19 protein-coding genes are annotated in these 12,197 nt (G+C 51.5%); 9 read left to right on the top strand and 10 right to left on the bottom strand.

Annotation, left to right across the window (positions count from 1 at the left end; genetic code table 11):
- Positions 1-113: 113 nt before the first annotated feature.
- Positions 114-185 (bottom strand): pyrroloquinoline quinone precursor peptide PqqA, encoded by a 72-nt coding sequence (pqqA, locus tag FIT99_RS03050; protein ID WP_081624291.1) that lies wholly within the window; start codon positions 183-185, stop codon positions 114-116.
- A gap of 112 nt (positions 186-297) precedes the next feature.
- Positions 298-1,071 carry an alpha/beta fold hydrolase gene (locus FIT99_RS03045; RefSeq protein ID WP_140002855.1) on the bottom strand — a complete coding sequence of 258 codons (774 nt, stop codon included), beginning with the start codon at positions 1,069-1,071 and terminating at the stop codon, positions 298-300.
- Positions 1,072-1,226: 155 nt separating this feature from the next.
- Between FIT99_RS03045 and FIT99_RS03040 the strand changes: the two genes are divergently transcribed.
- The 3 genes from FIT99_RS03040 (at position 1,227) to FIT99_RS03035 (ending at position 3,158) form a co-directional block, all read left to right on the top strand.
- Positions 1,227-1,535 (top strand): BON domain-containing protein, encoded by a 309-nt coding sequence (locus FIT99_RS03040; RefSeq protein ID WP_140002853.1) that lies wholly within the window; start codon positions 1,227-1,229, stop codon positions 1,533-1,535.
- Between the two features lie 168 nt (positions 1,536-1,703).
- Complete coding sequence (locus FIT99_RS12440) at positions 1,704-1,925, top strand: hypothetical protein (protein ID WP_223261260.1); 222 nt, start codon at positions 1,704-1,706, stop codon at positions 1,923-1,925.
- Positions 1,926-1,943: 18 nt separating this feature from the next.
- Positions 1,944-3,158 (top strand): phage tail sheath family protein, encoded by a 1,215-nt coding sequence (locus tag FIT99_RS03035; RefSeq protein WP_223261259.1) that lies wholly within the window; start codon positions 1,944-1,946, stop codon positions 3,156-3,158.
- Positions 3,159-3,218: 60 nt separating this feature from the next.
- On the opposite strand, the gene FIT99_RS03030 is transcribed toward FIT99_RS03035, so the two are convergent.
- From FIT99_RS03030 to FIT99_RS03010, 5 genes are all read right to left on the bottom strand, one after another.
- The gene (locus FIT99_RS03030; protein WP_140002851.1) at positions 3,219-3,557 is read right to left on the bottom strand and encodes a four-helix bundle copper-binding protein; all 339 of its coding nucleotides are present in this window, start codon (positions 3,555-3,557) and stop codon (positions 3,219-3,221) included.
- Positions 3,558-3,664: 107 nt separating this feature from the next.
- The gene (locus tag FIT99_RS03025) at positions 3,665-3,958 is read right to left on the bottom strand and encodes a hypothetical protein (protein ID WP_223261258.1); all 294 of its coding nucleotides are present in this window, start codon (positions 3,956-3,958) and stop codon (positions 3,665-3,667) included.
- A gap of 114 nt (positions 3,959-4,072) precedes the next feature.
- A complete protein-coding gene (locus FIT99_RS03020; protein WP_140002849.1) occupies positions 4,073-4,609 on the bottom strand; it encodes a c-type cytochrome in 537 nt (178 codons plus the stop codon).
- Between the two features lie 213 nt (positions 4,610-4,822).
- Entirely contained in the window at positions 4,823-5,686 is an 864-nt protein-coding gene (locus FIT99_RS03015; protein WP_140002847.1) for an SDR family oxidoreductase, read from the bottom strand.
- A gap of 74 nt (positions 5,687-5,760) precedes the next feature.
- The gene (locus tag FIT99_RS03010) at positions 5,761-6,075 is read right to left on the bottom strand and encodes a hypothetical protein (RefSeq protein ID WP_140002845.1); all 315 of its coding nucleotides are present in this window, start codon (positions 6,073-6,075) and stop codon (positions 5,761-5,763) included.
- Between the two features lie 322 nt (positions 6,076-6,397).
- On the opposite strand from FIT99_RS03010, the gene FIT99_RS03005 reads away from it, so the two are divergent.
- The 3 genes from FIT99_RS03005 to FIT99_RS02995 are packed head-to-tail and all read left to right on the top strand — an operon-like array spanning position 6,398 to position 9,384.
- The gene (locus FIT99_RS03005) at positions 6,398-7,252 is read left to right on the top strand and encodes a class I SAM-dependent methyltransferase (protein ID WP_189524776.1); all 855 of its coding nucleotides are present in this window, start codon (positions 6,398-6,400) and stop codon (positions 7,250-7,252) included.
- A gap of 24 nt (positions 7,253-7,276) precedes the next feature.
- Positions 7,277-8,701 carry a PQQ-dependent sugar dehydrogenase gene (locus FIT99_RS03000; RefSeq protein ID WP_140004613.1) on the top strand — a complete coding sequence of 475 codons (1,425 nt, stop codon included), beginning with the start codon at positions 7,277-7,279 and terminating at the stop codon, positions 8,699-8,701.
- A gap of 26 nt (positions 8,702-8,727) precedes the next feature.
- A complete protein-coding gene (locus tag FIT99_RS02995) occupies positions 8,728-9,384 on the top strand; it encodes a LuxR C-terminal-related transcriptional regulator (RefSeq protein ID WP_140002841.1) in 657 nt (218 codons plus the stop codon).
- Here FIT99_RS02995 and FIT99_RS02990 read toward each other — a convergent pair whose 3' ends face one another.
- Positions 9,385-9,990: a YIP1 family protein gene (locus tag FIT99_RS02990; protein ID WP_140002839.1), complete on the bottom strand. Its 606-nt coding sequence runs from the start codon at positions 9,988-9,990 to the stop codon at positions 9,385-9,387.
- 242 nt (positions 9,991-10,232) lie between these two features.
- On the opposite strand from FIT99_RS02990, the gene FIT99_RS02985 reads away from it, so the two are divergent.
- Complete coding sequence (locus tag FIT99_RS02985; protein WP_140002837.1) at positions 10,233-10,697, top strand: PA2169 family four-helix-bundle protein; 465 nt, start codon at positions 10,233-10,235, stop codon at positions 10,695-10,697.
- Positions 10,698-10,783: 86 nt separating this feature from the next.
- On the opposite strand, the gene FIT99_RS02980 is transcribed toward FIT99_RS02985, so the two are convergent.
- Positions 10,784-11,011, bottom strand: a complete 228-nt coding sequence (locus tag FIT99_RS02980) for a DUF2171 domain-containing protein (RefSeq protein ID WP_140002835.1) — start codon at positions 11,009-11,011, stop codon at positions 10,784-10,786.
- 224 nt (positions 11,012-11,235) lie between these two features.
- On the opposite strand from FIT99_RS02980, the gene FIT99_RS02975 reads away from it, so the two are divergent.
- The gene (locus FIT99_RS02975) at positions 11,236-11,439 is read left to right on the top strand and encodes a hypothetical protein (protein WP_140002833.1); all 204 of its coding nucleotides are present in this window, start codon (positions 11,236-11,238) and stop codon (positions 11,437-11,439) included.
- A 21-nt stretch (positions 11,440-11,460) separates the two neighbouring features.
- Positions 11,461-11,955, top strand: coding sequence for a pyridoxamine 5'-phosphate oxidase family protein (locus tag FIT99_RS02970; RefSeq protein ID WP_140002831.1), 495 nt, complete (start codon positions 11,461-11,463; stop codon positions 11,953-11,955).
- Positions 11,956-12,073: 118 nt separating this feature from the next.
- Here FIT99_RS02970 and pqqA (FIT99_RS02965) read toward each other — a convergent pair whose 3' ends face one another.
- Complete coding sequence (pqqA, locus tag FIT99_RS02965) at positions 12,074-12,145, bottom strand: pyrroloquinoline quinone precursor peptide PqqA (protein ID WP_081624291.1); 72 nt, start codon at positions 12,143-12,145, stop codon at positions 12,074-12,076.
- Positions 12,146-12,197: the final 52 nt, after the last annotated feature.

Raw genomic sequence — 12,197 nt, 5'->3', positions numbered from 1 at the left:
CCCCTTTTAAAACAGGAGTTTCATTGCAGGCGCCGTAAAGTGTGAACGGCCTATTTCCACAACAAAAAACCCGACACATGGTCGGGTTTTTGTCATTTTAGCCTAAGCTAAAATTATTTGTTCATTACGTACATTGTTACTTCAAAGCCAAAACGCATTTCTGTAGCAGCTGGTTTAGTCCACATGGTGTTTCTCCTGATTTAAAAGTTTATCTGTACAACGTGTGCACAGTATGCGCCTCATCCTCAGCCTTGTTCAGCGCTGTTTTACCTGAAACAGGCTCATGATTTTCAGCAGTCAGCCCTGATGATTGAGACCACTGAAAAAATCCTCAATGGCTTGGATAAATAGCTGCGGCTGTTCGGCGTGCACCCAATGGTCCGTGGGCAAGGTCACAAATGTGGCCTGGGTAAACTGTTGCTGCATGTCGGCAATATCAGACTCGCGCACATAGTCACTGCGTGCACCACGAATAATCAAAGTCGGTCGCGACGACTGCGCGGCCAGGGCGGCTTGAAAATGGCTGTAGTTGGCTTTGAGCGCAGATAGCGGAATCCGCCACTGAAATTGCTCTTCATGTTTGACCAAGTTGGTGAGTAAAAACTGGCGTACCATCAGCGATGGAATCTGTGCCGATAATGCTTGATCAACCGCTTGACGGGATGGCAGTTGCTGCAAATTTAAGGCCTGCATCGCATCCATTAAATGCGTGTGCGCGTCAGCATAGGCGCGTGTAGCCATGTCCACCACCGTAAGCGTGTGTACGCGCTCGGCATAAAGGCTGGCGAACTGCATAGCGACTTTGCCACCCAGCGAATGACCAATTAAATGCACGCGGCCGATACCTAATGCATCGAGGGTTTCAGCGACGTCGGCGGCCATCTCAGGGAACGTTTGCGAGTCGCTGTGCGGTGAACGGCCGTGATTGCGCAAATCTACGGTGATCACCTGATAGTGCTGGGCAAAATGTTTGGCGATGGTGCCCCAGTTGTCGGCTGAGCCAAATAGCCCATGCAAAAATAATAATGGCTGGGCTTGGTGGTGGCCTTGAATTTGGTAATGCAGTTGCATGCGTGAGCGGGTGAGATTTATGTAGGGTGCTATGGTATAACAACTTTTGGTTTCGTCAGTGATGTCCTACGCAAGTATCAGAATCTGCGGTATTCCTTAGCGGAGGTGATCTCTTAATAATGGAGGCTCGATCAATGACTGAATAAGGACTCATCATGAAAAACATTATCAAATCTCTGTTGTTAGTGAGCGCATTAACTTTGCCAATGGCAGGTTTCGCCGCGGATGGTGACTCACTTGGCACCAAGGTTGAAGACTCTGTAATTACCGCCAAGGTGAAAACTGCATTTGCCAAAGATAAAGCCGTGAGTGCCACCGATATTAAAGTAGAAACCGACAGCAATGGCTTGGTGCAATTGTCTGGCATGGTCAAATCTAAAGCCGAGGCCGATAAAGCGGTTAAACTGGCTAAAAATGTAAAAGGTGTGACCGGTGTGAAAGATGATATTGTAGTCGCACAATAAGGCTTTACCGTCGCGCTTGCCCATAGGCCTCTTGATGAGCCCTATGGGCATTTTGTTACTGATCCCCCTCTCCCAAAAGCGCTCTCACACCGCTTGTTGCGCGTAGGTCTATAATGCATTGTGATCTATTGACTGCTGATGCGTCCGTATCAGCCATCGGGAGGGATTTTGATGCCGACCAACCAAGCGCCTGGCGTGTATATTGAAGAAATCACTACTCAGCCACCGACCATTCCCACGCTTGATGCCACGTTGCCAGCCTTTATCGGTTACACCGAAAAAGCTGCACAAACGGATGTATCGCTAACGCTCACGCCAACCAAGGTGCACTCTTTGCTCGAATTTGAGTCCCTATTCGGCGGCCCGCCAACGCCTACCATTACATTATAGTTAGATGCAGCACAACAAGTGACCAATGCCACGGTGAACCAACCCTTTTATCTGTATGACAGCGTGCGTTTATTTTTTGCCAATGGCGGCGTGCAATGTGTGATTGTCTCAGTGGGGGATTACCGTACAGCGGTGACAGCTAACAATCTCGCCGCAGGCTTGGCCGCGCTGGCGCAAATAACACAAGTGACGCTCATTGCCATGCCAGAAGCCACGATTTGTCATGAATCCCATCGCTTAGAGGCCAGCGCATTGGCGCAATGCGCTGAGAGGCCCAATCGCTTCGCCGTGTTTGATCTGCGTTTAAGCCATGATGCAACCGAGTTTGCCTTAGAAGCTGCTCGCTTTAAACAAAGCCTCGGCAGTGCGCATTTACCATTTGGCGCGGCTTACGGGCCGTGGATACTTGTGCGTTTCGTGCGCACGCTCTCCCTCACACAACTGGTGTTTAAGCGCAAAGCAGACGACGTTGAAGTGGCTGCAGAAAGCCTGACCAGCGATGCCGATATGCTGGCGCTGCTCGCAGACATCCGTGCGCTCACACAGGTCAACGCCAGCGCAGACACGCAAACCCTGTCGCAATCATTACATGCCACCTTGTTTCAACAGTTTGCGCTGGGCAAGCAATGGCTAGACGCTGCAACGCTAGCGCTGAATACTTTACCCGCCAGCGGTGCAGTGCTGGGCGCCTATGTGGCGACCGACCAAACTCGCGGCGTTTGGAAGGTCGCGGCTAACGTTGCATTGCAGCAGGTTATGCAACCGCTGTTTAAACTCAGCAATGCCGAGCAAGCGAATTACAACATCGACGCCGAGAGCGGAAAATCGATCAATCTCATCCGAGCGTTTACGGGGAAAGGCACACTGATTTGGGGGGCGAGAACCTTAGCGGGTAACGACAATGAGTGGCGTTATATTCCTGTTAGGCGCTTGTTTAGCCACACAGAGGCCGCGATCAGCGCAGGATTGGCGCAGTTGGTGTTTGAGCCAAATACCGCCCAAACTTGGGCGCGCGCGCAGCACATGACAGAACAACTGCTCACTTGGCTATGGCGACAAGGCGCCCTGCAAGGTCGCAAGCCTGCGCAGGCTTTTTTCGTTCACATTGGCTTAGGCAAAAGCATGACAGAAAACGATATTGCAAACAGTCAAATGGTCATCCGCTTAGGCATGGCAGCTATCCGACCTGCAGAATTCATTATCCTCTCGCTCAAACAAACGCAGGCTGGCTAAAGGGGGCAACAGACCCGTATTGGGATAAATGCACGGGCCTTTTGCATTGCTCGGCCTCTATTAGGCCAGTGCGACCACGCCCACTTGTAGACATTCTGCCGCACAACGACGGCAAGCTTGCGCACAAGCGCGGCAGCGTTCAGAAGCATGTTGTTCACAGCTTTCTGCGCATCGTGTGCAAATTTCAGCGCAGTCTTGGCAGACCAGCGCAATAAAATCGCTACGGCGGGCAATAAACGACGCCGTCAGACGACAAAAATCCGCGCAATCCATGGTGAGCTCAATACAACTTCGTAGCATGGGATCCGCCTCACTCTCGCAGGCGATGGCACAACTTTCACAGGTCTCTGCGGATTTTTTGCAAAGCTCCATACATAATTTCAGTGCTTGTTCGGTCATCGTAGGCTCCAGACGTTGAGAGATGTTTTAAATGGAAAAATATCGACCACCGCAGGCGGTAATCCTCCACTGACGTGCATGGCAGCTTGCCTGAACGCCGCATGCCGCTATGGTTTCACGCCGGTGCCTCCGTCTTGGGGCTTTTCATGAAAACGCTTACTTTTTTCTACATTGGCGGGCTTGTTCGTCTTGTTCGCCCCACTCTGCTTTTGTGACTGCGGATCACTGGCAGCATTATTGTTGTCTGCCTGTGGCTCGAGATAATTACCATTCTGATTGGTATCCGGCACCTGATTTTTTTGCTGCTGGGTAGGCGGAACATTATCCGCCGGCGCAGCCCAGACGCTAGTGGTGGCAGTCATTAACAAACCGGCAAATACGATAGAAAGATGTTTTTTCATGATCGACTCCTTTTATGATGATGGGGTAACCCGTCTTGTTAACAGGGTTGACTCGATGCTAACCATGCGAGTGCACCCTGTATGTCAGTCACCCCACAAATCGTTGTAGGACAATCACGAGGCGACATCTTCGTTGCCGGTCAAACTACCGTGGCTGCGGATCCAGGCGATGACTTTCAGCAACTCGTCTGGCGTGATGCCGTTATTTGGATCGGACGGATCCATCAGCCCTTTGCCCTTGGCACCCATGCCGCCGTTGGTACCGTGCCAGACCGTCTCGAACATACCTTTATTGGTGGCATCTTTGGCGTAGTTATAATTTGGCCCAGTCAGCGCCGGACCCACCTGACCACCGGCATCTGGGCCATGGCATTGCGTGCATGAATACAATTGAAAGATTTTTTTACCTTGGGCGATCGCCGCTTCTTGACCGACGTAAGTATTTTTACCTGTGGTCAAAAACGTCTTGGCGGCCGGCGTATCAAATAGTGCAGCATTGATTTCTAGCGGCGAGCCATCTTGTGTTTTAACAAACGCGATGGCTTTGCTAGTAGCGGCCTCGCCAGCGACGCCAGAGGTGGCAGGCTGCTTGTCACATGCCGAGAGTCCAGCGACTAATAACAATAGGCTGACGCCAATTTTGTGATGCATGGTTGTTCTCCTTAATGGTTGAGTGTGTGCTTGATGGCAGCACTGACCAGCCACATTATGAATAAAAGGAAAACCTGCGCCCATGTCACAAAAGCGGAAATTGTTGTAGGATGATTCGGACATTTTTTAGGGAAAGTGATGCGAGGCTGGGGACGGCCACTGAAGGCTCGACTAAGCCGCTGCCCAGCCGCTTGAAGCGACTGTGCAGGACCATTAACCGTTGATGATTTCGCCGCCGTTTGGGTGTATGACCTGACCGGTCATGTATGACGAGGCCCGACCAGCCAAAAACACAAAGGCAGGGGCAATCTCACTCGGTTGTGCCGGTCGATTGAGCGGCACCTGACTACCAAATTCGCTTACTTTTTTTTCATCAAAACTTGCTGGAATCAAGGGCGTCCATACCGGCCCTGGCGCGACGGCATTCACATAGATATCCTTATCCACCAATTGCTTAGATAAAGAGCGGGTAAAGGACACCACGGCACCCTTGGTCGCCGAGTAATCCAGCAACTCTGGGCTGCCGCGATACGCGGTCACTGAGGCCGTGTTGATGATGTGACTGTTTTTTGGCAAATGTGGCAAGGCCGCTTTGACCATGTAAAACATTGAGAAAATATTGGTTTTAAAAGTATGCTCTAGTTGTTGCTGGCTGATATCGACAATGCTGGATTGGGGGTAGTGTTGTGCGGCATTGTTGATCAAAATATCGAGGTGGCCAAACTGTAATAGCGTGTCGTGCACCGCTTGGACGCAACATTGCTCATCGCCAACATCTCCTGCGATCAGCAAACAACGGCGACCATAGGCCTCTACCAGATGCTTGGTTTTAGCGGCATCTTCATGCTCGTTGAGATACACAATCACCACATCTGCGCCTTCTGCCGCAAAATGCACGGCCACCGCACGGCCAATGCCACTATCGCCGCCGGTGATCAAGGCCACTTTATCCTTGAGACGCTCACTGCCGCGATAATCGGCATCAATATATTCAGGCTGAGGAACCATATCTTCCTCTAACCCGGGCTGCACATTCTGATGTTGCGGGGGATTCAAGGGCTGCTTTGCAACGTCCATCACATTCTCCTTATGGGTGCAGACACGCCTAGGTTGGTCGCATCGTCAAAGCCAATCCATCGACAAGCTTGGCTTTAGTTTCTTAACTCATTGCCGGGACTAGATGGCGTCGCATTCAGCGGCTGTGGTCTGGGCGGCACCCCTTCCAGACGGCGTTTATCCTGATTTGGCAAGCCCTCAGCAGGCACCTCTGGCGGCACGATCACCCCCTTTTCATGCGGCATTTTCACGCTGTCTGAATCCATATTACATGCAGGTTTAGTCGAGGTGCCCGCGTGATCGCAAGGCGGCACGGTGTTGTCTACCGGTGGGGCAGACCAAGCGCTAGCCATCCAAGTGGCCCCGATCAACACACTGAGCAATCGCGCACTAAATATTGTTTTTTTCATGTCATTTCTCCTGTGAATGATGCGCGCCATGGCACGCAATACTATTCTAAGCAGACGCTTTCAACCCGGGCGTCGGCTAGCGACTGATTTCGCTGTAGGACTTAATACGTGCCCGACTGAAGCTCGGCCTGACCTGAGATGCCAGCGCTGTCAGACAGGTCCCACAACACAATCAGCCAGTCGCGGATACTCTAGCTAAGGTTGCATTTTTACACTGCTGTCACATGACAAATCATTGTCAGCCTAGCCACCCGCGTTAGGGAAAATGTATGCGGGTGTCTGCGCCAAAAAAACAAATGTGCACATTGAGCAGGAGTACAACATGAGCCACTACCCGGTGCATGCGACATCACACGCGTTGCCTATTGAAAGTCATCTGCTGGCAGATGCATTGTTTTCGGCGCCTCAACCGCAGGCCGTAGCCGAAGACGTTGCTCGCTTATGGCTGGATGAACACTTGTTACATACTTGTGCTCACTTTTCCGGTCCCCACGATACCCTGGCGCAAGCGCAACGCAGCCAACTGACCTTGATCTGCCAGCAATTGCACTTGCAACACGGAGACACCTTGCTCGATATGCGTTGTGGCTGGGGCGAGTTAGCGTGTTGGGCGGCCAGCCATTATGGCGCATTCGTTCATGGCTATACCCACACCTCCACTGAGTATGCCTACGCCGTGAAGCAAGTCGAACAACGTGGGCTGCAGCACTTAATCACCATTAAACTCGCCGACGATCAAACGTTGCCAGAAGCAGGCCGCTATCACAAAGCCGTGTGCCTTGACATGGCGGAGCCTCTCAGCGCGACAGAAACCACTGCATGCTTGGCGCATATGCACGCTGCGCTCAAGCCGGGCGGCCGCATGCTACTGCATGGCATGACGGCTGAAAATGACGCTGGTCAACCCGAGGGGGCCGCCCCCTTGAGCAATGTGGCGCAACTACTGGCTCAGATCGAACACGCGCAGTTTGAGGTGTTTAAGGTGGATAGTTTACGCAGACAGTATGTACGGACCTTGCGGCACTGGTTGGCCAATTTAGAGGCACAGTACGAGGCCATTGCAGCCAGTGCAGGTGAGCGAATCTATCGCAACTGCCAGTGGTGGATGACAGACCACGCCAGCCGATTTGAGCAAGGCTACACTGACCTGTACCAGATTCTCGCCATCAGAAAATAAACACCTTAGGAGCGCCCCATGCCAATGTCGCACAAAAAATGTCCTCATGCACACACACTGACCGTTTCGGTGGGCGTGCTGCTACTCACCAGTTGTACGCAACCTACCAAGTTACCTGAGTCTGCCAGTTTTGGCCCACAACCAGATTTACCTTCACCGCAACAGTCATGGTTGCCAACGGTACATGTTGCCAAAGCCGTGGGCTGGCCCGAAGGCAAAAGACCGACACCAGCTGCAGGTACCCAAGTCACGGCCTTTGCTAGCGGATTGCATCACCCACGTTGGCTGTATGAGTTACCCAATGGTGACATTCTAGTCGCTGAAACCAATCATCGTGAAAAACAGCAGGGCTTTAGCTTAAAAGCCTGGATCGCCAGCAAATGGATGAAACAGGCGGGCGCCGGCGCCGAAAGCTTGAATCAGATCACCTTGTTGCGCGATCACGACGGTGACGGCGTAGCCGATGAAAAACATGTATTCCTCAAAGACTTGCACTCGCCCTTTGGCATGGCATTAATCGGTAATACGTTTTACGTCGCCAATGCGGATGCACTGGTGAAGTTTCCCTATGAAAGCGGTCAGACCACGATCACCAGCGCACCGACCAAAGTGACCGATCTTCCTGCAGAGCGCAATCACCACTGGACTAAAAATATTTTGCCGACAAAAGATGGCAGCAAAATGTATGTCACGGTGGGATCGAATAGCAATGTCGGCGAAAACGGCATGGCGGTTGAAGAAGAGCGCGCTGCCATCTGGGAGGTCGACCCTACCTCTGGCAAACATCGCATTTATGCTTCAGGGCTGCGCAACCCCAACGGCTTGGCATGGGAGCCAGAAAGCGGTGATTTGTGGGTGGTGGTGAACGAGCGCGACGAACTCGGTAGCGATCTGGTGCCAGACTACATGACTGCCGTAGCACCGAACGGTTTTTATGGTTGGCCTTACAGTTATTTTGGCCAACATGTGGATACGCGCATTCAACCGCAACAACCAGACCTGGTCGCCAAAGCTATCCAGCCAGATTATGCGCTCGGTGCCCATACCGCCTCGCTCGGACTCGCTGCTGCCAAAGGCAACCAACTACCGGCACAATTTAAAAACGGAATGTTTGTCGGCCAACATGGCTCCTGGAACCGCCACCCTTATAGCGGGTACAAAGTAATTTTTGTGCCATTTGAACAAGGCAAACCGGCGGGCCAACCGATTGATGTGCTCACGGATTTTCTCAATCGCGATGGCGAAGCACAAGGCCGCCCGGTCGGGGTGTTGGTCGACCAAAAAGGCCATCTACTGGTGGCGGACGATGTGGGTAACGTGATCTGGAATGTGAAGGCAAATGGAAAATCAGCGCAGAGAAATCCAACACGGTTATTTGCGCGAAACAAGCAACCCGACGCACTGGAAGTGGCTGACAACGATGAAGCCGTTGACACCCAAGAAGATTGAACCGTGCTGACGGCAATAAGCGCGCCATGAAAAACATTTTGCTCATCTACGGTCACGCACTCAGCCACAATGCCCTGAAGGCGCTGATTACCGAAGATCATCACTTGCATCTGACAGACGAGGCCAGTTGTGTGAGCGAGGCCATCACTAAAATTCGTCAGCAGCCTTGTGACGCGTTAATTCTGGATGTGTCTGCGCCAGAGACTAACGGCCTCGAATTATTCTGCGACCTCAAACAGGCTTTTCCGGCCCTCCCCGTGCTGATTATCAACGGTAGTGAGCTGATCGCACGCATGGTTCACTTTGTACGCCTTGGTTGCGCGGGTTATTTGCCTTACACGGCAGCGAGCGCGCACGTGCTGCCAGCCATTCACACCATCGCGCGTGGACGACAGTTTGTCATGCCGCAGCATGTGCAACCGCTCGCCAGTAGCCAGCCCTTGTTGCATGAACGTTTGTCGCTGCGTGAACTGCAAGTGTTTTTTAAATTAATCAAAGGTCAGCCGGTGAACGCGGTGGCGATTGAGTTATGCATTGCGCCGGGCTCGGTGAGTGTGTTTCGCTCAAAAATCCTCAAAAAAATGCAGGTGGATAATAATGCGGCACTCATCCACTATGCGCTGGCGCACCACCTCACTCCCGTCACGGGCGTGGCAGGTCGCGCCGCCACGCTCCCGGTTTAATTACATTTTTTGCACTGCAAATTGCAACTGTTCAATGGCCTCCCATGAGATTAATGAGCCGATCAGGATCACGGCGAACCCTAGACCGGCGGTACACACAATCGCCATGCTTAAAGTCACCAGCGCACCCCGCTCACGCACATCAAAAATGTATCTCACTCCGCGGTAAACCAGCAATATCGATAGCAATACCGCAATGGCATGCACCACGACATTAAAACTTAAGCTGGGGACAATATAAAACAGCGAAGTTAACCACATGGGCGTGGTCGCAATGGTCATGATCAGCAACGAGTCGCGAAAATCTGGTTTGATATTCACCATCTCTGCCAAGTTCTGTGTGATCCAAGCCATCAATAACAACACACCGAGTTGCAAGAATAATAGCTCAGCGCTCACCATCAGCAATCGGTTGCCGGGCAAGTGATCAACAAATAACTTGGGATAGTGATGATACAAGCGCAAGTACATCATGACGCAAGGAATCAACGATAAAGGCAACACATAAAGCAGCATTAATTGCGAAACACTGGGTTTAGAGACCTTGCGCACTGTGGGCTGCAGGTGCTTGGGCGAAATAAAATGAAACAAGCGTATCGGATTCATCTGGTCTCCTTGGGGGATATGGACGATAAAGTTGTATTAAACAACCGCCCGCCAAGCCTTTCCACAAGCCATTGGCTGATTTCAATGTAGGAAAGAACAGATCACCAAAACCAGACTGACCGAGGGGGTGTGGCCGCCATACAGTGAATCCTACAGCACGTTGCGAATTCAGCCGATGGGACACGCCAAAGGGCCTCGACATAATAAGCGTTTCATCAATCGCAACCTTTTGGAGACCTACCATGGCAGACAATGACGAGATTATTTCTATCCTCAATGATTTAATTGAAGTATCAAAAGACGGTGAGGAAGGGTTTCGCACATCGGCGGAGCAAGTTGACGACCCACAGTTGAAAGCCTTCTTTTTAAGTCGATCGCAAGACGTTGCGACCAGCGTGCAAGAGCTACAGGATTTGGTGCGTTCAATTGGCGGCGAACCTGCGGCATCTAGCAGTTTGGGTGGCGCGTTACATCGGCGTTGGATTGCGCTCAAAATAGCACTCACCAGCAATGATACGGTCGCGGTGTTAAATGAAGTTGAACGCGGTGAAGATACGGCGCTTGCCAGCTACCGCAAAGCAGCAGCCGAAGACTTGCCCGCGGACATCAAATTTGTCATCGTCCGCCAACTGGAAGGCGCCCAGCGCAACCATGATCAGGTCAAGCAACTCCGCGATACGGCGCGTGCAGAAGCTTCTGCACACTGAAGTGTTTAACGCCACAAGGCGCACTGTTTGAAACAATGCACGAAGCCCCACCTCAAGCCCGGGGCTTCGTCTTTAGTAGAAGCGCATTAATCCGCCTCCCAATCTTGGGTAATCTGCGCCAAGGTACGATTCACTTTCACGATACCGCCCTCGGTAGAAATCACCCAACTGACCGGGATATAGTGATGCACCCCTGTGTCGTCCTTTTTCAGTTTGATCACATCCTCGCTTTCGAGATGATCAACCACAGCAAAGTGTTCGGCCTGCGCGGTCGTCACTGGCATATCTGCTTTGATTTCGGTGGCGTCTATCATAACAACTCCTTTTGGTTATATTGGCGAATGGCTAGGTCTCTAATATGACTGCTCGCCTAGCGCCTGCCTAGGCGGCGGGCACTGAAGCCAATGTAGGAATTTTGAGGTGCCACACAAAGTGGGCCTGTGTATGTTCTGACACAACATTCAGCCAAGACCTGACGGTGTGCAATGCCGAGCGTGCTTATGATGTGAGTGAATATCACAATGACGAGAGAACTACGATGGCCATATTTTATATCAGCGTGTGGCAAGGTGAACCGAATCAAGGCAACCCATTATGGGGGGCAAATGTCTTAGCACAAGATATTGAAGACGGCTACAGAATAGGTAAAACGCGGTTTAGCGCAGAAAACCCTGATCTTGATATTGAGGACTATATCGTGGTGGCCAGTGGTGACAGTGTTGAAAAATCGATTGGTGTTTAATTTTTTTTGAAAGACATGCGCATGAAATTACACACACAACACATGGCTGAACGTCATCAATTAGGCGAACTGATTGCAGATTTCGATCTGGCCATGCTCACGTTTATTGACCATCAAGGCCTGTTGATCAGTCAACCGATGGGGCCCATTGAAATGGATGCTCAAGGCGTGATCTGGTTTTTTACCGATCGGACTTCAGAAAAGGTGGCGCATCTCGATACGCTGAATCTCGCGTTCAGTGGGGAGCCGAATGGCGTGTATGTGTCTTTGTCCGGTCATGGCGAAATTGAAGTCAATCCGGACCGTCAGCAAGCACTTTGGACGCCGTTTGCGAAACCCTGGTTTCCTGAAGGGCCGACCTCCCCTAATTTATGCTTACTCAAATTCATCCCGCATTTGGCAGAGTATTGGGATGCGCCGCATAGCAAGGTCGTTCGATTGTTTGCCATGGTGGCATCGATTGCAGCCGCAACACCGATCGGATTGGGCGAGCATGCCCGACTCAATCACCTATAGGCTTCACATGGGTGGAGCGCAGTTTTAGTGCCAGGCTGAGCGCGGCAGCTTTTCGGTGGGCTTAAAACAACAAACCCGGCATGTAGCCGGGTTTGCGTTGATACAAGTAATGAGTAAATTACTTGTTCATGACGTACATTGTTACTTCGAAGCCAAAACGCATTTCAGTAGCAGCTGGTTTAGTCCACATGGTAGATCTCCTTGATTAAGTGGTTTTACATCACATCTCGATTGATGTAACT

Source organism: Methylophilus medardicus (genome assembly GCF_006363955.1).
GTDB lineage: Bacteria > Pseudomonadota > Gammaproteobacteria > Burkholderiales > Methylophilaceae > Methylophilus > Methylophilus medardensis.
Note: the sequence above shows the minus strand (reverse complement) of the source record. Positions and strands in the feature narration are given on the sequence as shown.

What these genes read in the sequence shown, in the direction of transcription:
- FIT99_RS03045 (WP_140002855.1), bottom strand. Translation starts at nt 1,071, where the DNA reads ATGCAACTGCATTACCAAATTCAAGGCCACCACCAAGCCCAGCCATTA.
- FIT99_RS03040 (WP_140002853.1), top strand. Translation starts at nt 1,227, where the DNA reads ATGAAAAACATTATCAAATCTCTGTTGTTAGTGAGCGCATTAACTTTG.
- FIT99_RS03030 (WP_140002851.1), bottom strand. Translation starts at nt 3,557, where the DNA reads ATGACCGAACAAGCACTGAAATTATGTATGGAGCTTTGCAAAAAATCC.
- FIT99_RS03025 (WP_223261258.1), bottom strand. Translation starts at nt 3,958, where the DNA reads ATGAAAAAACATCTTTCTATCGTATTTGCCGGTTTGTTAATGACTGCC.
- FIT99_RS03020 (WP_140002849.1), bottom strand. Translation starts at nt 4,609, where the DNA reads ATGCATCACAAAATTGGCGTCAGCCTATTGTTATTAGTCGCTGGACTC.
- FIT99_RS03015 (WP_140002847.1), bottom strand. Translation starts at nt 5,686, where the DNA reads ATGGACGTTGCAAAGCAGCCCTTGAATCCCCCGCAACATCAGAATGTG.
- FIT99_RS03010 (WP_140002845.1), bottom strand. Translation starts at nt 6,075, where the DNA reads ATGAAAAAAACAATATTTAGTGCGCGATTGCTCAGTGTGTTGATCGGG.
- FIT99_RS03005 (WP_189524776.1), top strand. Translation starts at nt 6,398, where the DNA reads ATGAGCCACTACCCGGTGCATGCGACATCACACGCGTTGCCTATTGAA.
- FIT99_RS03000 (WP_140004613.1), top strand. Translation starts at nt 7,277, where the DNA reads ATGTCGCACAAAAAATGTCCTCATGCACACACACTGACCGTTTCGGTG.
- FIT99_RS02995 (WP_140002841.1), top strand. Translation starts at nt 8,728, where the DNA reads ATGAAAAACATTTTGCTCATCTACGGTCACGCACTCAGCCACAATGCC.
- FIT99_RS02990 (WP_140002839.1), bottom strand. Translation starts at nt 9,990, where the DNA reads ATGAATCCGATACGCTTGTTTCATTTTATTTCGCCCAAGCACCTGCAG.
- FIT99_RS02985 (WP_140002837.1), top strand. Translation starts at nt 10,233, where the DNA reads ATGGCAGACAATGACGAGATTATTTCTATCCTCAATGATTTAATTGAA.
- FIT99_RS02980 (WP_140002835.1), bottom strand. Translation starts at nt 11,011, where the DNA reads ATGATAGACGCCACCGAAATCAAAGCAGATATGCCAGTGACGACCGCG.
- FIT99_RS02975 (WP_140002833.1), top strand. Translation starts at nt 11,236, where the DNA reads ATGGCCATATTTTATATCAGCGTGTGGCAAGGTGAACCGAATCAAGGC.
- FIT99_RS02970 (WP_140002831.1), top strand. Translation starts at nt 11,461, where the DNA reads ATGAAATTACACACACAACACATGGCTGAACGTCATCAATTAGGCGAA.